18 protein-coding genes are annotated in these 19,316 nt (G+C 36.5%); 2 read left to right on the top strand and 16 right to left on the bottom strand.

Annotated features, from left to right (window positions below; genetic code table 11):
• Positions 1-749: 749 nt before the first annotated feature.
• Positions 750-1,127 carry a winged helix-turn-helix transcriptional regulator gene (locus MBUR_RS01870; RefSeq protein ID WP_011498525.1) on the bottom strand — a complete coding sequence of 126 codons (378 nt, stop codon included), beginning with the start codon at positions 1,125-1,127 and terminating at the stop codon, positions 750-752.
• 208 nt (positions 1,128-1,335) lie between these two features.
• Here MBUR_RS01870 and fae point away from each other — a divergent pair, with 208 nt between their 5' ends.
• Both fae and MBUR_RS01860 read left to right on the top strand, forming a co-directional pair.
• Entirely contained in the window at positions 1,336-1,818 is a 483-nt protein-coding gene (gene fae / locus MBUR_RS01865) for a formaldehyde-activating enzyme (protein ID WP_011498524.1), read from the top strand.
• 93 nt (positions 1,819-1,911) lie between these two features.
• Positions 1,912-2,490, top strand: a complete 579-nt coding sequence (locus MBUR_RS01860) for a hypothetical protein (RefSeq protein ID WP_011498523.1) — start codon at positions 1,912-1,914, stop codon at positions 2,488-2,490.
• Here the strand turns inward: MBUR_RS01860 and MBUR_RS01855 are convergent.
• From MBUR_RS01855 to MBUR_RS01790, 15 genes are all read right to left on the bottom strand, one after another.
• On the bottom strand, positions 2,450-3,616 hold the full coding sequence (locus MBUR_RS01855) for an IS91-like element ISMbu9 family transposase (RefSeq protein WP_011498522.1): 1,167 nt from the start codon (positions 3,614-3,616) through the stop codon (positions 2,450-2,452). The two genes, MBUR_RS01860 and MBUR_RS01855, sit on opposite strands and share 41 nt — an antisense overlap.
• A 122-nt stretch (positions 3,617-3,738) precedes the next feature.
• Positions 3,739-4,551, bottom strand: a complete 813-nt coding sequence (locus MBUR_RS01850) for a CheR family methyltransferase (protein WP_011498521.1) — start codon at positions 4,549-4,551, stop codon at positions 3,739-3,741.
• Positions 4,542-5,204, bottom strand: coding sequence for a chemotaxis protein CheD (locus MBUR_RS01845; protein WP_011498520.1), 663 nt, complete (start codon positions 5,202-5,204; stop codon positions 4,542-4,544). Before MBUR_RS01845 ends, MBUR_RS01850 begins: the two co-directional genes overlap by 10 nt.
• On the bottom strand, positions 5,201-5,803 hold the full coding sequence (locus tag MBUR_RS01840; protein ID WP_011498519.1) for a chemotaxis protein CheC: 603 nt from the start codon (positions 5,801-5,803) through the stop codon (positions 5,201-5,203). The genes MBUR_RS01845 and MBUR_RS01840 overlap by 4 nt, the downstream gene beginning before the upstream one ends.
• A complete protein-coding gene (locus MBUR_RS01835; RefSeq protein WP_011498518.1) occupies positions 5,796-8,489 on the bottom strand; it encodes a chemotaxis protein CheA in 2,694 nt (897 codons plus the stop codon). The genes MBUR_RS01840 and MBUR_RS01835 overlap by 8 nt, the downstream gene beginning before the upstream one ends.
• A complete protein-coding gene (locus tag MBUR_RS01830; RefSeq protein ID WP_011498517.1) occupies positions 8,479-9,534 on the bottom strand; it encodes a protein-glutamate methylesterase/protein-glutamine glutaminase in 1,056 nt (351 codons plus the stop codon). The genes MBUR_RS01835 and MBUR_RS01830 overlap by 11 nt, the downstream gene beginning before the upstream one ends.
• 14 nt (positions 9,535-9,548) lie before the next feature.
• Complete coding sequence (locus tag MBUR_RS01825) at positions 9,549-9,911, bottom strand: response regulator (RefSeq protein WP_011498516.1); 363 nt, start codon at positions 9,909-9,911, stop codon at positions 9,549-9,551.
• A 17-nt stretch (positions 9,912-9,928) separates the two neighbouring features.
• The gene (locus MBUR_RS01820; protein WP_011498515.1) at positions 9,929-10,729 is read right to left on the bottom strand and encodes a CheF family chemotaxis protein; all 801 of its coding nucleotides are present in this window, start codon (positions 10,727-10,729) and stop codon (positions 9,929-9,931) included.
• The gene (locus MBUR_RS01815; RefSeq protein WP_232221928.1) at positions 10,726-11,187 is read right to left on the bottom strand and encodes a chemotaxis protein CheW; all 462 of its coding nucleotides are present in this window, start codon (positions 11,185-11,187) and stop codon (positions 10,726-10,728) included. The genes MBUR_RS01820 and MBUR_RS01815 overlap by 4 nt, the downstream gene beginning before the upstream one ends.
• 59 nt (positions 11,188-11,246) lie before the next feature.
• Positions 11,247-13,205, bottom strand: coding sequence for a methyl-accepting chemotaxis protein (locus MBUR_RS01810; protein WP_011498513.1), 1,959 nt, complete (start codon positions 13,203-13,205; stop codon positions 11,247-11,249).
• Positions 13,206-13,752: 547 nt separating this feature from the next.
• Complete coding sequence (locus MBUR_RS14070; protein ID WP_011498512.1) at positions 13,753-13,914, bottom strand: hypothetical protein; 162 nt, start codon at positions 13,912-13,914, stop codon at positions 13,753-13,755.
• A 241-nt stretch (positions 13,915-14,155) separates the two neighbouring features.
• On the bottom strand, positions 14,156-15,100 hold the full coding sequence (locus MBUR_RS01805; RefSeq protein WP_011498511.1) for a hypothetical protein: 945 nt from the start codon (positions 15,098-15,100) through the stop codon (positions 14,156-14,158).
• Between the two features lies 1 nt (position 15,101).
• A complete protein-coding gene (gene flaJ, locus MBUR_RS01800; protein WP_011498510.1) occupies positions 15,102-16,721 on the bottom strand; it encodes an archaellar assembly protein FlaJ in 1,620 nt (539 codons plus the stop codon).
• Between the two features lie 14 nt (positions 16,722-16,735).
• Complete coding sequence (locus tag MBUR_RS01795; RefSeq protein WP_011498509.1) at positions 16,736-18,568, bottom strand: type II/IV secretion system ATPase subunit; 1,833 nt, start codon at positions 18,566-18,568, stop codon at positions 16,736-16,738.
• 31 nt (positions 18,569-18,599) lie between these two features.
• Positions 18,600-19,316 carry an ATPase domain-containing protein gene (locus MBUR_RS01790; RefSeq protein ID WP_011498508.1) on the bottom strand — a complete coding sequence of 239 codons (717 nt, stop codon included), beginning with the start codon at positions 19,314-19,316 and terminating at the stop codon, positions 18,600-18,602.

Raw genomic sequence — 19,316 nt, 5'->3', positions numbered from 1 at the left:
AAGCGGTAATACAAACAGTTATTTTATTTAAAATATTGTACACATATCGTTATGTTACGCACAGGTTTTAAAATAAAATAAAATGAGCTTCAGGTATCCTTAAAACATCGTAGCTATTTAATCTTTTATCTACAAGCATAACAGAGTTTGTTAGTTAGGAGTTGCTCATCCAAATTAAATGAGTCGGATTAAAAATCCGATTTAGAAGGAATTCGTGGTTTCGAATCCCTCCTGCATAAATTGAGAGGATATAGGTAACTCCATTTTTTTGTACGGGTTTGTAGAACATGCTCGCACAACCCATGCCCAAACATCAATTTATTAAAGTTTAGTATAGATGCGTGCTAAATAATCCCATAATTATCTAAAAAATATAGATTATTTAACTTTTAAATATGGATCTCTTCAACATCGAGTGGGTAACTAAATTTATTTATATCTACCTATCAATCGTCATGGAATTCAAAGAACTAATGCAAATCACAATCGAATGAGCAAAAATACCACATCACAATTAAAGGATTATGCAGGGAGATGATCTAGAATTGTGAACATTTGCTTGCAGGACGTTAAAATTACCCACTCGATGTTAATGATACCCTTAAATATAAATTTGGCTCTTTAGAAATCCTCAATATTTGGACAATAATCAAATTTAAAAATATCATAGGATGTGTTGCACGATATTGTAATATTATCTCTATTCAACCCATAGATGTTGATTTGGCTATGTTTTCTACAAAGCCTTTTCAATCCTTTATGTTTAGTATTTCTTTAGTCAGCTTATAGCTATGTTCTGTACATCCATGAGTGGATTCATCAACAAACTCCTCATATGCGAATCCTGAGATCTCATAAAGCAGTTTGTTTAAATTCCTACCCTTACTTGTTAGATGATATTCTATAGACAAAGGTGTCTTGGAAACAATTAACTTTTCTATTAGATCGTCTTGTTCTAGTTGACGTAATTTATCTGATAAAACTTTACTACTGAGTTTAGGATTACTTTTTAAAAATTCATTAAATTGTTTCTTGCCACAAAACATGTCCCTGATGATGTTAAGTGTCCATTTCTTGCTTATTATTTTGATTGCTTTATCTATAGGGCTGTGGTTCAATTGTCCCATGATTTCTCACCTGATTACCAATTGGTTAGCTTAAGTATTTAAATTACTATTGGTAATTAGAAGCTGTGAACATAGCATTGTAGAAAGCCCTCAAGATCTGCTACAAAAAACTAAGATAAGGTTTTTAATCACCTAAATTCAGGTATTCAACATGGCATTTCTACAAAGTTCAAATGGAGATATAAACATGGCAAAAATACCATAAAGTATGATTGGTGAAGCGTTAGTAGGAGAAGGACCAGAGGTTGCTCATATCGATATTGTAGTTGGTACAAAGGGAAGTGCAGTTGAGACTGCATTCATGACCTCACTTGCATCACCAAGACAGGGCCACTCACCATTGCTTGCAGTGCTTGAACCAAATGTACTACCAAAACCTGCAACCCTTTTAGTGAACAAGGTAACTATCAAAAATGCAAACCAGGCTATCCTTATGTTCGGACCTGCCCAGGCATCCATTGCAAAAGCTGTAATGGACAGTGTAGAAGAGGGAATTATTCCTAAAGAAGAGGCAGAGTATTTACTGATAATCGTTTCAGTGTTCCTCCAATGGGATGCAACAGACAAAGCTAAGATTTACGAGTACAACTACGAAGCAACAAAGCTTGCATTAAAGCGTGCTATCGAAGGAACACCTACTGTAGATGAGGCACTTGCAAAGAAGGACTCTGCAGAGCACCCATTTGCTTAAACAAAGACTTCCTGCGAGCAAGATCGCAGGACATGTTTATCTTTTTGCATTCAATCAATAGTTCAATTTCGAATTATTAATTTAGGAGCTACTATGAAAATTAACCATCGAATATCTTATGGAATTTATGCCAGACTGATTTTAAGCGTCACGTTATTTGTGCTTTTAGGACATTTGATGGATTATGGTGGATTACTTAATGGATCTTTAATAACCAATGATGTTTGGTATTGGTTTTTTAGTACAGTAGCGCAGAGTTTTGTAGCAATCGTTAGTGTTCTGGTGGTTGTTTATACTTTCAATAAGGATAGTATTAAGTATTCAAATGAAAAAAATTATCTTGAAACGATTTTTTCATTTTCAATGTTGGTTGGATTTTTTATAATCTTTTTCTCGCTTATGTTAATTCCTTTTGCATCAATTCCATTTGGTAACACCTACAACATAACAATAAAATTGATTATAATTCATGGATTTTTAGGTCTATGTTTTTTCGATATAATTTATACAATAAAATTTATCCACAGTCTCTGTACTACCTCTTCTGATGAAATAGAGACTCTTTCGGAAATAAATGAAAATGTATCTGACAAGAAAGCACCCTTCGGGTGCAAATTTATTGTAGGTACGACTACCCCATCACTATACCCCGATCATTTATATTGCCATTAACTTCCGCAATTTCCCCAGGTGGTCTTTTCTCATACCAAACAAACTTCATTTTGCCACCACAAAATGAACACTGTGGCGCCCACTTATTCAACACTTTTTTGAAGTCTTTGAGATTTGTCTGCTTTATACTTCTCTGTAAGCACTTTGAATATCTCTTTTTGACTTTGCGACTATATGCACCATAATACCGTATCATTTTAAAATTTCGATCAGGAATATGCTGAATTAACGCTCTAATAAATTCCTGCAATTCCATTGTCACAAAATGCCTTACTCCTTCATGATCATTATACCAAAAAGTAACGGATTTTCCATCATAACTATACAACCTTGAATTTGCGATAGCTGGATGCCTGATATACCTGCCGACATACTGCGCCATCCTTTGTTTGTTAGTGATTCTTGAGTTTTTTGGCATATGAACATAAAATCCATCAGGATATTCTTTAAAAAGTTGATTTACAAGATGGGAGAATGCTTGAACCTTAGAGAGGGCATCTTTGAATCTCGTAAGCACTTGGTATTGCCATGTTTTTCGCATGGTCTTAAAATGAATGAACTTTTGGTGAATGAATTTACCATACATATCAAATCTACCTTCAGTTAGAAGAATATGAAGATGAGGATTAAAACCCATATCTTTGGAAAATGGATGTAGAACGACAATAGCACCCGCAAGCAAACGATCATTCCTGTGCTTGAATGAAATAGTGTCATTAATTGCTACAATTGCTGCATCCATCAAAACCTTTAGTAGAAAACGATTCTTTCTAACAAAACCCCACAGAAGATCCGGGATTGTAAGAACAGCATGCCTATGAACTACATTGAACATTGCACGTTTGAGAGATTTAGACCATTTTTCAGTATGATTTAGACCACAATTTGTGCAGATACAACTGTTACATCCAAAATAGACCGTTTTGTAATTACCACAACTTTCACATTGATAAGTGAAGAAACCACGACTCTTATCTTTACAAGATAACATCTTGTTGACTTCTTCAATCTCAACATTGCGAAGAATGTCTTCATGGTCAATGCAAAATTGATCCCAGTTATTATTGTCTTTGAAGATACGTTTGACAGTAAGAAGCTGATTGGATGCATAAGTAGTAGTTTGCAATATGAAATGAATTGGCTTAGACCATAATATAAATATTGCTTATAGGTACGAAAAGTTATAGATTATATACAATAAAAAAGAAGGAGAGGCTGATTAAAAAGAGTCGATGCAAAGATCAGCCCTCAGATTTTCATGTATATCTTGTCCCTTACGCTTACGGTTTCAAATAAACTTCTCACTTCAGGAGGCAATGTTTCGGATTTGCCTATTATGAGATATCCGCCTTTTGTGAGGGATTCATGGAAGTTGCTTATCATTTTTACTTTTTGACCTTCATTGAAATATATCATCACATTTCTGCAAAAAACAGTATCAAAATGTTTTGAAACCGGGCTATCATTTGTCAGATCATAATTTTTGAATCGATATGAGAGGTTTTGGATATTTTTTATTTTAAAATTATCCTCGGATCTTTCAAAATATTTGTCCTTGAGAATAGGATCAAGTTTTTCAATTTTGTCCTGGCAGTACACACCTTCTGAAGCATTTTTCAGACATTTTACATCTATATCAGTAGCATATATCGATATATTCCAATCTTTAGGCAATGCCTCTTTTGCACATATACCAATAGAATAGGGTTCTTCTCCATTGGAACAACCTGCACTCCAGAATCTAACAAGTTTGCTTTGTGATGATTGTTTTCGTTCTATTATATCTGCGATCAATTTGTCCTTAAAATATACGAACGGAGTTTTGTCTCGCATAAACTCGGTCACATTGACAGTAAGAGTATCTATGAGTGCAGCTAATTCATCTTCATTCTTATCCAGAAGTTGTGAATAATCTTTATAGTCACTGACCTCTATAGCCCTCATTCTCAGGTCAATTCTTCTCTTCAGATATGAGTCTCTATAACCATCGAGTATTATGCCCGATGATTTCGAGATCTTTTTTGTAAGAAGATTAAAGGGATCCATAGTACTTACATCCATAATAACTCCCCATTGCTATACTTAACAATTAAGCTTCCATCGATCGTATTGAAAAGAACATTTCTCCCCATATCTCCCCCTACATCTGTGGCTAATATTTTTATTTTCTCTTTTGCCAAGGTTTCCTCAACCGATTTTATATTTCGATCCCCTATCTTAAGTATGTCCAGACTCATATGCTTAAATATCTGGGCACCACCTGCAAACTTTGCACAAATATGTCTTCGTCTTGCTCCATTGCTTACCATGTCTTCAAGCATCGTTGTTATAGCAGTTTCAGCATGCTTGGTCTTTCCGTCGCTTGATGCTCCGGGAAGCAACACGTGTGCAATACCGGCCATACGAGTTGATTGGTCGTAAAGCACCACCCCTACGCAAGAACCAAGTCCCATTGCTTTTAAAAGGACATCTTTCCCCATTTTGTATTCTCCAATGCCGGCACTTAATTCTCCTTCTAATAATTTCACATTGGGACCGATGGAACTACCATTTAAGTGATTCTTGGCTTCCATGATCAATTCACACCCCATATTACAGGAGCCATATGCACATCTACCATTCATAGAACAGTATGAACCCACTACTGTTTTATTTCTGCCCAAAACAATCGCTTTTGCGCTTGCTGTTGAGACAAATGCGATATCGCAGGTCATAGTCCATCCAGTAGATTCATAATGTTCTTAAATAGATCGTCTTCAGGTAGCAATGCCAGATTTATTTCAAGATCTGACTCGGAGTTAAGCGAAGTCTCAAACATAATTAGATTGTCACTTTTTTGTGCCATCTGGGAAACAATTCCATCCACAACTGCAGTAGCCATATCAACTGCATAGTTTGGTGGGGAAGGTAACAGTATTATGTCCAGAAAGTCAGCTGCTGCATCACAAAATGCTGAAGAAAGTATGTTCCCGGCTTCCATTACTGCAGAAGCATACATCTCATCATCAACGTCATCTGTCCCATACATTTCTTTTACAAGTATATCTGCAGATTTTACAGGTAGCATGACATATAGGTATCCAGAGTTGACCCCTTCCAGATCCTCTAATGCTATAAGGACACCAGCTACAATTTCATCATGCAATTCATCATGAAGATCTGCTATATTTATGATCTTTACTTCAGGAACAGTCATTTCAATATATTTATTTAACAATTTTGAAAGTGAAGTAGCTGCATGTCCGGTACCAATATTACCAAGTTCTTTTAAAACTTCTACTTCCATTTCACTAAGACATTCTAATTCAGGCATCTATATCCCCTCCTACTAGTGCTGATACATCCAGGATCGGTATGACTTTACCATCACCAAGAATTGTAACTCCGATAAATCCTTTAACTTTTGACAAAATACTTCCCAGTGGTTTTATCACAATTTCCTGCTGATCGATTATTGAATCAACGAGTAACGCAACTTCTTCATTCTCCCTCTCTACTATAATACCAACTTCTTTTTCCAATTGTGTTACATGTTCTCCAATGTCAAAAAATTCTTTTAGCCTTATTGCAGGTAGCAGCTTTTCCCTTACATAGAGCAACGGCTGATCACGTATAAGTTTAAAATTATCTTTATTGACATCGAGTGCTTCAACTACATTGGAAATTGGGATTGCATATATCTCATTTCCGGATTCAATAATGAGCGATTTTATTATTGCAACTGTGGGAGGGAGATTGATTCTCATCTTAGTGCCTTTTCCCTTTTTGGAGTATATTTTTATTTTACCCCCCAGCTTTTCAACAGTTGTTTTTACGGCATCCATCCCGACTCCCCTTCCTGAGATCTCAGTAGCATTGTCTTTTGTGGATAGTCCTGACGTAAAAATGAGGGAACTTATTTCATCTTCACCAAGTTTATCCAATTCAGCCAGTGAAAGTATTCCCTTTTCTAGAGCCTTGCTTTTGATCCTTTCCAGATCCAAGCCTTTACCATCGTCTTCAATTTCAATGATGACGTTATTTTTCTCTCTTTTTGCTGAAAGTTTTATGTGTCCTGTTTTACTTTTTCCGGCTTTTGCTCTTTCTTCTGGACTTTCGACCCCATGATCTACACAGTTCCTAACAAGATGAACCAGAGGATCACTTATCTCGTCAAGGATGGTTCGATCCAGTTCAGTCTCCTGACCTTCGATTTCAAAAGCAATGTCTTTTCCGAATTTTCGGCTTAGATCTCTCACCATTCGGGGGAACTTTTTGAATACTTTTTCGATCTTGACCATCCTGATCATCATCACTTCATCTTGCAAACTTGTGATGGATTTATCCAGAATTGAAGTGGCTTCCTCAAGTTCGGGTATCTTATGTTCCTGGGAAATTTGAAGAAGGCAACCTTTATTGATAACAAGTTCTCCAACAAGGTTCATTATACTATCAATATTTGAAACTCGAACCCGTATTGTATCTTGTCTTTTGTTTCCAACATATCCTTTTTTAGTAGTATCCTGTATGACAGTATCATTTTCTTGAGTTGATTCTGTATTCCTGAAATCTACTACTTCTTGCTGGTTCTTTTCCTCTACCATTATTTCTGGAATTTCGTCTTGCTTTTCAATTTCCTCTGCAATTATTTCCGGAATTATTTCTTGCTTTTCAAATACCTCTGCCACTATTACCGGTGTTTCTTCTTGCTGGTTACTTCCCACTCCCAGAACACTTGAATTAGTATTTCTTGTAAAAATATTTATTAATTTCCATAATTTGTCTCTAAATCGATCCATACGACTTTCATTGTTTTGAATAGTGGTACCGAATATTTCGTGCTCCTCTTCAATATCTTCATTATTGAGGACATCTTCCTTTAGAGAATTATTTTCATTTTGAGAAATGTTTTTCATCTCTTCCAGATTAAGAGAATCTATTGTCTCAGGGACTTCTTTCTTGCAGGAAATAATTTCAAAATTTGCAATTTCAGAAATTTTGTTCATTACCCCTTCTACTTTCTCCGCATCTCCCCGGATGAATGCTTTAAGCGAACCCTTGAAAGTACTGTCGATCTCTTCTTCTATGGGTTCAGTTTTTATTACCTGCCCCACTTCTTTCAATGATTCTATAACCAGTATTGCTTTCAGTTCCTTTATGTCAGAATCATGAGCAATTATTACATTGAGTATGAGATTATGTTCTTCCTTATCCTGAGATTCGGTGATACTTGAGCCACCATTTTCTGGAAAGCTATCGTCACATTTTGTCTTATTTTCTTCTTGTTCACAGGAGATAATTTCAAAATGATCAATTTCAGAGATTTTGTTCATTACCTCATCCACTTTCTCCGCATCACTTTGGATGAATGCTTTAAGAGAACCCTTGAAAGTGTTATCGATCTCTTCTTCTGTGGGTTCAGTTTTTATTACCGATCCCACTTCTTTCAATGATTCAATTATTAATATTGCTTTCAATTCCATTATGTCAGAATCAGGAGATATTTTTACATTGAGTATGAGGTTATGCTCTCCGGCCTTCTTATCACAGTTCATACATTCTTCTGAAATACAATTTATCGTTTCTTCAGCTTCCTGAATTTCTATTATTTCGGGAACACAATTTACAGCTTCTTTCTGCTCTTGATCTTTGTATATTTCAAAAGCACTTAATAGATCATCGATTTTGATATCATCATTACCTTCACTTTCAATTTTCCCAACCATTTCATTTATTCGATCCACAGTTGAAAGCATTATATCTATAAGGTTACCATCGATCGTGATCTCGTTACATTTAATGCCACTTAAAACTTCTTCCATCCTGTGGCATAATCTTTCAAGCGATGCATATCCGAGGAATCCTGCCATTCCTTTAATTGTGTGTGCCACTCTGAATATTTCATCCAAGGCAGCAGTATCACCATTTTCTAGATCTACAAAGGCCTGATTGAATATCTCAAGATACTCATTGACTTCCTGAAGGAAATCATCCTTGTAAGCATCCATATCAGTTTCCATTGCATTTCACCTCTATCATCCTAACAATTTGTTCAGGTATTTCAAAAATAGGTTTTACAACATCAATCGCTCCGGCTTCGATAGCAGCCTTTGGCATCCCAAAAACAACGCAAGTATCTTCACTGCATGCTATGGTGGCTCCATTTGATTCATTTATTTTTTTGAATCCGGATGCTCCATCGACCCCCATTCCCGTAAGTATTATGGCGACTGAGTTATTCCCATACACTTTAACGAAACTTTCTACAGTTACATCGACAGAAGGCATAACAGCATGCATCGGTTTACCTTTTATGATTTTTATTCTAGTTACATCCAAGGCCTTCCGAATTTCCATGTGATATCCGCCAGGAGCGATATAAGCAACTCCAATTTTTACTTTCTCATTATTTTCAGCTTCTTTTACTTCAAGTTCTGATATAGCATCCAATCTTGCAGCTAGCTGGCTGCAAAAATTACCTTCTGGCATATGCTGTACTATAAAAACCGATGCTGGTAGATCACCTGGCAATCTTGGAATTATTTGTTCAAGAGAAGAAGGGCCACCTGTAGAAGAACCAATTAGTATTCCCAGATTTTGATCAGGACAATTCCAGTTTCCATTTATTACTTCACCCTTGAATTTTTTCAGGTTAAGTAATCGTATAATATTTACATTTGAATTGTAGAGATTGCGAACTTTTGTTACTAGCTCATTTTCGATCTTACTTATCTCTTGTAAGCCACTGGGTTTTGTTATAAAATCAATTGCTCCAAGTCTCAAAGCTTCCAGAGCTTCTATTGAACCTTTCTTGGTGAGAGAGCTAAACATTATAATGGGTATCGGAGTTGTTTTCATTATAGCTTTAACAGCTGCCAGCCCATCCATGATGGGCATATTAACATCCATTACTATAACTTCCGGCTTTAACTTATTTGTATTTTCAACGGCTTCTTTGCCATTTTTTGCAGTCCCGATAACTTCTATATCGTCAGCACTCTCAAGCATATCTCTTATTGCCCTTCTCATTAAGGCAGAATCATCAACAACAAGAGTTTTGATCATATTATCTCCAGGTTTTATGTGCCAGTAACTTTATTGATCTCTTCTACAACTTTTGGTGCCTGGAATGGTTTTATTATGTATCCTTTTGCACCAAGCTTGAGAGCTGTTTTCACGATCTTTTCCTGACCAATAGCAGTACACATTACAACCTTTGCTTCCTTGTTAATAGTTTTAATATTCTTTAAAGCATCAATTCCGTTCATCTCCGGCATAACTACATCCATCGTTACTACATCTGGATTTAGTGCCTTGTACATTTCTACAGCCTGCTTTCCATTTTCAGCTTCTCCAGCTATATCGTATCCTGCTCCAAAGAGTATGTTCTTCAAGAGCTTTCTCATAAATGCTGTGTCATCAACAATTAATACTTTTGGCATGTATTTTCACCTTTTGATTATAAATTTGGTATGTCTCCAACCATGGTCACTCCACGGGGGGTCAATTCTACTTCTTTTCTTACTTTCACAATTTTTGCCAAACCAGAATCAACCAAACGATCATAGTATTCATTAAGTTCGTTTGTGGTGATTCCGATCATATTCTCGATTGAAACAAAATCCAATCCAGAATATACGAGTGTCAAAATCTGCTTTTCCATATCTGTAAATTCGATCTGGGGTTTATGTGATTTAATGACCAGATTCAGATGATTTTCAAGCATCTCCAATGTGGTTTCCGGGCACATTAGCAGACTTGTAGCAACCTGCCCATCTTCAACTTTTGATATGACAAGCACTTTTCTCTGTTTTCCACCAACATTCCTCACATCCTTCGACACCGTACCCACATTATCAAACAGTATCTTCTGTTGCTTTTGTGGTGAAATAAACCAGAACCCTTCATCTGTCACACTGAAATAACCTTTCTCCCACTGAGATCCAGAGGTAACTACACCCCCGACTGTTGCCGAATCCAGATAATAAACCGCAAACCGATCAGATTTCAAATTAAATGCAAGAAATCGGAAAACCTGTGGCATGAGTTTCTCCGGGGGCCTGATGATAATCTCACCGTTGCTCTTTATCCTAATTCCACCTACGCCCTCCATATCAATATTGCCAATATCTTCAATTTGGTTTACCTGAATTTTGATATTTCCAATGCATAGAGTTTGTTCGGTAAGGATAAGCTCCGCATCAACCCATTGACCATTATACAATTTCGCAGGAGTCTGAAGGTGAACTTTCTCGCTCATCTTTGCATACCTTCGATTTCCTCTTCACTGAATACTTTATCCAGGTCCATTAATGTCAAAAGACCATCATCGAGTTTACCTACCCCGGTCAGGAATTTTGAATCGTCTCTCGAAGTAATAATACTTGGTAATTCATCTATATTCTTTGAAGACAGGTACTTGACTTCATTCACGGTGTCTACAATCATTCCAATAACTGCGTTTTCGTATTCTACTACAATAATTCTTGTTTCGTTGTCTGTCTCTTTTGTTTCCTTACCAAGACGCTTTCTTAAATTAATTATAGTCGTAATCTGGCCCCTGAGATTTACCACCCCCTCTATAAACTCAGGTGAGTTTGGAATTCTTGTGATCTTGGTTGGTCTGATTATTTCTTTTACCTGGGAGATATCAACACCATATATTTCTTCACCCAGGGCAAATACAATGACCTGTACTGTCTGGTCAATATCCATCATTTGATTATGAGGATTCATATCAATCACCTACAATAATAGTTCCAATGGGAGATTTCATCTCATTTGTTCTCTGAAAATTGGAAATTTTTCATGAGCATATCCGTTGTCTTCTGAGCTAGATCGTTAACATTCTTTATGGAGCCACTTACCTGCTCTGATGCTGCAGTCTGTTCTTCGATCGCTGCTGAAGTTTCCTCGCTGTTTGCAGCATTTTCTTCTGCTGTTGAAGCTACTTCCCCGATATTCTCATTAATACTCTCGATCTTCTCCATGCCCTCTTCAGCTTTCTTGTTTAATGAACCGAGCATCGAATTGATCTTGTCGACCATCCCTGTGATCTCACCGGACTTGCCTAGTGCGCCTCCAATATCCTTGTTTCCACTAATTACTTGTTCTTTGGCCCTTTCGATTGCTTCTGTGACCTTTTTAGTCTCTTTCTGGACATTAACCACAATTCCATTGATCTCAGCTGTGCTGCTTCTTGACTCCTCAGCAAGTTTCCTTACCTCATCTGCCACAACAGCAAACCCTCTTCCGTGTTCTCCTGCTCTTGCTGCTTCAATTGCTGCATTCAAAGCCAGGAGGTTTGTCTGGTCGGCAATGGATTTGATCTTATCAGTAACCTTGTCGATATTATCAACAGCACCATCAAGAGATGTGACAATTCCTGCGAGTTGCTCGATTTCATTCATGATCACTTCGAGGTCTTTCAGTGCACTGTTCGCGAGTTTTTGACTTCCATCGCTCATCTCTACTGCTTGAGCAGAGAAACTTGCAGATTTTGTTGCTGCTTCACTTAATTCCTTGAATATCTGCTCAGATGCCTTTACATCCAATGCCGCAGTATTGGCATGCCTTGAAAGATTTTCAGACCCTGTTGCAATCTGTTCTGCAGCAGTTGATATTTGTTCCATACCCGTATTCATCTGGTTGACAGCTTCAGTGGACTGTTTCACCTCATCCAATGTTGCATTCATGTCCCTCATCGTGGCTTGAACTATTTTGTTTAGGTTCTCTACAAACCCATTGAATTCGTCAAAGGTCTTCCCGAAATCATCGTCTTTGATCTTTTCAAGCTTGACATTGAGGTTTCCCTCACCGACCATTTTGATTCCATTTCCAAGGGCTGAAAGACAGTCATTAGTGTAATCAAGCAATTCATTTACTTCTTTTTCTTTCTGCTTGATATCTGTCAGATCAGTAAGAACTTCCAGTATTCCTTCAAAAACCCCTTCTTCATCAAATATAGGTGAAGCAGAACTTATTGTGTAGAGTTCATGGTCCAGCCCATGTAATTTTATAATTGCTTCTAAGGATTCCACACTTTCACGTGTATCCAGAACAGATTCAACAATTGTTTGGCTGGCTCCCAATTTCATGTTTGAATTATCTCCAACCAACGTAGTTTTCCCAATAATTTCAGAGGGAGATCTTCCTATGACATCTTCATCCGATTGGAATTGGCTCAGTTTAACATAATAATCGTTTATGTGCTTGACCTTGCCTTCAGGATCTACAAATATAGCAAGTGCAGGTTCGGGTATACTTTTTACAATCGTTTTCTGGGACTCTGCTTTTGCAATGACATTTTCTGTAATGTTCAGGAATACACCATCCAGATAAGCTGCATTTCCTTCGTCATCGTTTACCAGTTTACCTTCTTCCCGGATGTAAACAGTATCTCCATTTTTAGTTTTTATTCTGTAGTTAACTTTGTATGGTGCGTTGTTCTTCATTGCTATATCAATGGCCGCATCAATTTTTGGCACATCCTCAGGAAAAACAACATCTGACCATGTTAATTTTTTGCCAAGGAAATCTGTCTTGGGGTGACCTGTAAGATCATATACATTTTTGCTGATGTAGTATATATCCCATGATGCATTTATGTCACATCTGAAAATCGTGACTGGTAGATTGTCTATCAGCCAACTAATCTCTTCTGCCATTTTTGCTGCATCTTTACTGTCTGATTCCACAGTTGTGGTATTTTCTATAATTGCTTCTTTGTTACCCATGCGTACTCCTCTTGACATGTTGCATAATAATCATAATGATTATGATAGATGTCTAAATCTAATATGTAAGATGGAATATAAATACTTAGAGGTCAATATGTATGAATTTGCCATTTTTTAATTTAATTAGAAATATAATACGAATTGCATTTCATTACCTGGGATCATTTATCCAGAATATCCTTCATAAATGCGGGACTCAATTAAATTCAGTATCAATGAATTTGATCATTCACAATTTATTAAATTCGTTTTATTTAATGAGTGCAATAATACATGCTAATACTATGGTCCCAATCGATTTACAGATGATCATTGCAGTTATTACCATTCATGAAGAATCAAAAAGAGAAACGCGATTTTGTCAAAACTGATATTTCAGTTGATGTTGCTAAGTTCATTATAAATTGGTACAAGATACCAAACAAATTATTTCTGATGAAAAAAGATCGTATGCCTATTTTGGTTGAGGAATTCTACAGAGCAAACATCCATAATATAAAATAATTATATTAATAAGAGAATCAGATTCCAGATTTTAAACCATTTATTTTTTCAAAAGCATTAAAGAAAACGAAAATATTAAAAGTGCAGCATAAAAAACAACACTGTAATCAAGTCTGTTGTAAAGTGAAAGCCATTCATACACAAGCATTGAACCTGAAAACAATGCTAAGATTATAAGAGCTAAGTGTTTTGCATCTAACATATTTTAATCACCTTATTCTGATTTAAATGATACATCAATATTAAATAAAAATGTATTGTTAGTTACACCTGCATTAAATGAATGCCACAAATTTGAGTTTAGTACAACTGCTTGAAATTCGACCAGATGCCTTGTTTCAAATATTATTTTGTAAGTACCACCAATTATTTGAAAGAATTCATTGTTGAAACTGAATGAAATCAATCTAACAATTTGCATAACACTATAATTTTATGAGCCATCACATTTTTTTCAGATTTGCTAAAACTGTCTCAAGTTCAGTTTTAATTTCATCGATGTCCAAACTTACCCCCTTCAGCCCTGACATGAAGTTTACTTTATCCACCTCGTCAGCAATAATATCATTCTTCAATGATTCTATGAAACTATCACTGTCATCGTCAAGGTCAAAATCATCGCCGCCATCATCGAAAGAGAAATCATCGACAGCTACAACTTTTACGAGATCATCAGAAGAAGAATTATCCCCTGGCATATCGAAAGAAAAATCATTATCCAGACTATCATCTTGTTTGCTGCTATCCCCGCCAAAACCGAAGTCGAACTCACCCACATCAATAGACATATCGTTACTACCTGAGAAATCCGAAACCGATTCGTTATCTTCAATTTCAATACCGGAACTACCACCTGTAGCCATCTCATTAATCAGATTATCATCAAAATCCAATTCACCCTTTTTGTTTCCTACAATTTTATCTACATCAAAACTTATATCTGATTTTATTTCTGCAGAAGGAGTAAATGTGGAGGGAGTACTATCTTCAATTGCAACCTTTTTTACCCGTTCACTCCTTTCAGGTAAACTTAATTTAATGGATGACATCTTAGATATTAAATTGCTAAAAACAACTTTAATACCAGAATCATTTGACCCTGTATCAGCCACTAACTCTGGCGCTCCAATTTTATTTGAGTCGGAAGCCCTTTTAATTAATTTTTTGATCTTTTTATCCAAACCTACTAAAATATTCGACTCCTTAAGGCTGGAAAGACTAAACTGTCGCTCTGAGCCACTAACCGGATTTGAGATGGAAGTATTAGGATCGGTCGCCCCCCCTTCCTTATACTTATCATAACCGACAGCTATACCCATTACTATCAGACTGACAACGATCCCCAGTACAATAGAAGGATCTATTTCGGATATAATTGATAAATTCATTTCATATACCTCCATCCATAAATGAATCAAACGAAAAGAATATGTCTACCACAGGAGGAACAATAAGCATCATGATTCCCGAAAATATGAAAAATATTGACCCATAAAATACTAGAAGATATAAGGGGCCCCCTTTCACAAGATTCACTGCAAGAACATTACCCAGTGTCAATACTATAATTACCACTACAACAAATTGACCCAGAAGCTCAACTGGAACACCCCCAAATATACCCAGATTCATGCTAACACCGCCAGCACCACCTGCGATGGCAGATTCAGATATGTCATATTTTGTAAATAGCTCTGAAATAATGTTTGTGAACAACATCAGTATCTGTCCAATGAAAAGAAGAAGTGCCACCATTGCCAGATGAAGAGGTACTACTAGGAAGGTGAAAGAAGCAGAAATACGCTCCCTTTTCATCCTCAAAAGAACAAGTTCAAGATTTGAGGAACTTACAAGCTCTCCAACCGCTTCAGCATCACCTCCCAAATTAATGGAATCAACAAAAACACTTGTAAATTTGTGAATCAAATAGCTACCTGAGTCTTCCACAAATTGATTCCAGCACAGCTTTGAATCCATGCCAATCGTAAGCTTCCTATGAAGTTCGATCGTTATCTCCCTCAGTTCTCCAAGATTCTTAGGATCTATCTTCATTAGAGCCTTTGGAAGTGTTAGCCCCGAACCACTCACGATCGACCCAAGGCTTCTGATAAATGTCGTGTAACTTTCATCCCTTTTATTGACTTTGATAACATCTGTGCGAGCTGCAAGTCCAACCGGAAGCATTATCAGACCCGCCAGGATCATTCCAAACCCTTTGATACCAACATAGAAATCAACCGGATAAAAAAATGAAGGGATCAAGGTCAGTGTTACAACTGAGAGGACAGAAAAAATTATTGTAACTGGCAACCACTTGTAGATGTAGGTCTGTTCCTTTGATTTCTTATCCAAACTATGGATCATCGAATCCCTGGGAACGCCTTTGAATAGTAATGCTACACCTCCAAAAGACATAAGCGATACGATAAAAGCTGTGCCATAAAGCGTCTTTGAAGGTTCTCCCAAATTATATAAAATTACAGAAAGTAATACTATAATGGATACAAGAGATGTTGAAACAAGCAATGCAGTGTAAGCATTTGACCATTCTTTTGTAGTTTCAAGGTTTCTCTCGAATTCATCTTTTCTTATTGTTTTAAATAATTTCCACTCTTTCTTGAGAAACTCAACGTCGGGTTCACCTGAAGCAATTGAATTGGAAAATCTATTAAATAGTTCATGTAACTTAGCATTCTTGATCTTAACAGATACAAGCTCACATGCCTGAGCATAGTCATAATGCCAATCCTGAGCCAGATCTTTGACCTTTTTAAAATAAGTATGCGGACAATATTCAGTTTTCTCCGATATATTTGTGAATATCTTGTCCCTACTTACATTTGCAGTCGATATGGATGCCATATAAGTTAAGGAGAATAGCATATCGTTGCTAATGTAGAGATCTTTTTTAAAGTTCTCTACCTTGCGAGACCACATTTTTGACAACGAGTTTGAAGAATTCCCTTCATCTATTCTCTTAAATATATTTTTTAAGCCAGAAATATCCATACCAATTGCCTCGTTTAGAATTTAATTCTCAGTAACCCATGTTTTGTAATTTTAGAGATCGTATCAAAAAAATCATAGAAATTCGTGATACCTTCTTCTTGAAAACTTTCTAATATTTTAGCCCTTTTCTCTATTTCCTCATAAACAACATACTTTTTATTTGCAGGAATTCCTAGCCTTGTTGCAATTTTTTGTTCCAGAAGATAAGAACTACCGTGAGCATTGAAAACATGAGTATCAGTGATCGGATCCCAGGTATATGACTCTATGAAAGAAACACCCTTTTGGGCATCAAACCCAATAACTTCACTTACGCTAATTACCCTTCTCACCATTTTCCCATCGGGCCGTCTGACAGCAGATTGAATAATAACAAAATTCAAATTATCAACATATGTTTTGGGAATGCTTATGGGTTCTGCAGTGATCCTCTGTATTAATTTTTCAACACTTGCAGCGTGGAAGGTTGATACAACAGGGTGACCTGTCTGCATAGCCTGAAAGGCAACATTTCCCTCGACTCCTCTAATCTCACCCACAAGAATATAATTTGGTCTCTGCCTCAAGCCAGCTTTTAGAAGGTCGAACATCGTAACATCCGAACCAGTCCCTTCGCCAACACCACCACCTCTTGTGCTACCACGAGTCACCTCACGTGTCCAATTTTTATGAGGGATCTGTAATTCAGGAGTATCTTCTATAGAAACCAATTTTGCATCAGGACTTATAAAAGTTGTAAGGGCATTTAATGAAGTTGTTTTACCGCTTGCAGTTTCACCACAGATAAAACCACTCATCCCCTCAGAAAGAAGAATCCAGATATAAGCTGCGACCTTATAATCCATCGTACCCCTATCGATTACCTGAAGAATACTGAATGGAATATCATTAAATTTCCTTATTGTGAAGTTACTACCATTTTTGCTCACATCGGTTCCATAAACAATGTTAATCCTTGAACCATCTGGAAGTGTGGCATCCACAATTGGATCTTTAAAAGTAATAGGTTTACCGATCCTTTCTGCAAGCTTGATTATAAAGTGGTTGAGAACATCATTGTCAGTGAACTCAAGGACACTTCTTAGACCATCGAACACTTTGTGTTCCAGAAATATAGACCCTAGTCCGTTGCAGGTGATATCTTCAATATTACTGTCACATATATATGGAGCGAGAAAACCTAATGCGATCTTATCCCTAAGAAGAAGATATTTTAAGGCATAATATTTTTCTTGGGATAAATATATGTGTCCGTCCTCATTTTTTCTTTTATCCGGAAAGAGTTTTGCTTCAAGAGAATTTTTAAAATTCGTAAAAGAATCATCATTTTGTTCCTTTACTCCAATTACACAAATATCATCCAGAGCGTCGATCAATATTTTTGTTTTCTCTTCGACATCATTCGGATCAAACTCAATTCCCGTGAGGTAATCCAGCATTTTTATTTCCAATTCTTTTAGCAGATTACCAACACCGATGAGCAGGGTTGGTTCTATCGGAATATAATAATCCCTTACACCATTCTTGTTTGGATAAATATGTACATAGGTATTATCACTAGTTTTGTATATTAAATTGGGTTTTTCGAGATCACCATATTTAGATGTAAGATTGGAAACATATTTTGGAATTCCAATCGTATCGATCGGTAATATATGCAAATATTCCAAAAGATGACGGTTGTTTTCAACTTCTTTTTTCATTTCGGGAGAAAGTATCTTATATAGACTCGAATTTTTTATTTCAGAATGCTCATGCCCCTCATATTTTTTTGGTTTGAAAGGAAAGCAAGCTTTTAACCCCTTTTCAAACTCCTCGTCTATAAGTATGCCCTTAGATCCAGCCATATAAACCTCCAAAAACTAAAAATAATTATTATCACGTTTTTGCGTGAGAGATAGGAATAATTTTCAGCCCATACCCAGGTTGAACTTCAAAGCTCACAATATTACCCGTACGTATCTTTGCACCCCTTATCTTTGCAACTTCCATAACACTGATATAGCGATCCGAAAGCTGCTCTTTCCTGAGAAACAGGTGACAATCGCATGCGGACCTGATCCTTACAAGAGTGTCTTCCTTGAAAGCATGCTGATGCAAGGTGATAAAGATTGTATGACCCTGATCACACAAATTTTTAAGCTTGGTAAGGAAACCAAGAATACTATCTTCATCAGAATATGTCGTAAACATTGTGAGAGAATCTATAAATATAACCTGTTCCCTCATATTTTTAATATTCTCTGCCATTAAATTAAGAGTCCCTTTCATTTGTTCAGAAGTCCAATCAACACCAGCAAGTTGGACGGGCAATATTCTTAGATAACCCCAACTATAAAAATCGGATACATCCAGACTTAAACTTTCCATCTGCTTAAGTAGACTTTTGATGGTGTTCTCAGTTGAATAATATGCCATCCTGTGCAACTGATTCAATCCACCATGTACTAGTTGCTGACATAAAACACTTTTACCAGTATCGTTTTCACCCTCTATAAGTACAAGGGACCCCAGAGGTATGCCTTCTCCAAGTTTTTTATCAATTTCATTATTACCACTTGAAAGAATATTTTTTTTATCGTCAATATCCACCAT

Origin of the sequence: Methanococcoides burtonii DSM 6242 (assembly GCF_000013725.1) — an archaeon.
GTDB classification, from domain to species: domain Archaea; phylum Halobacteriota; class Methanosarcinia; order Methanosarcinales; family Methanosarcinaceae; genus Methanococcoides; species Methanococcoides burtonii.
This window is presented reverse-complemented; position numbering and strand designations above follow the sequence as displayed.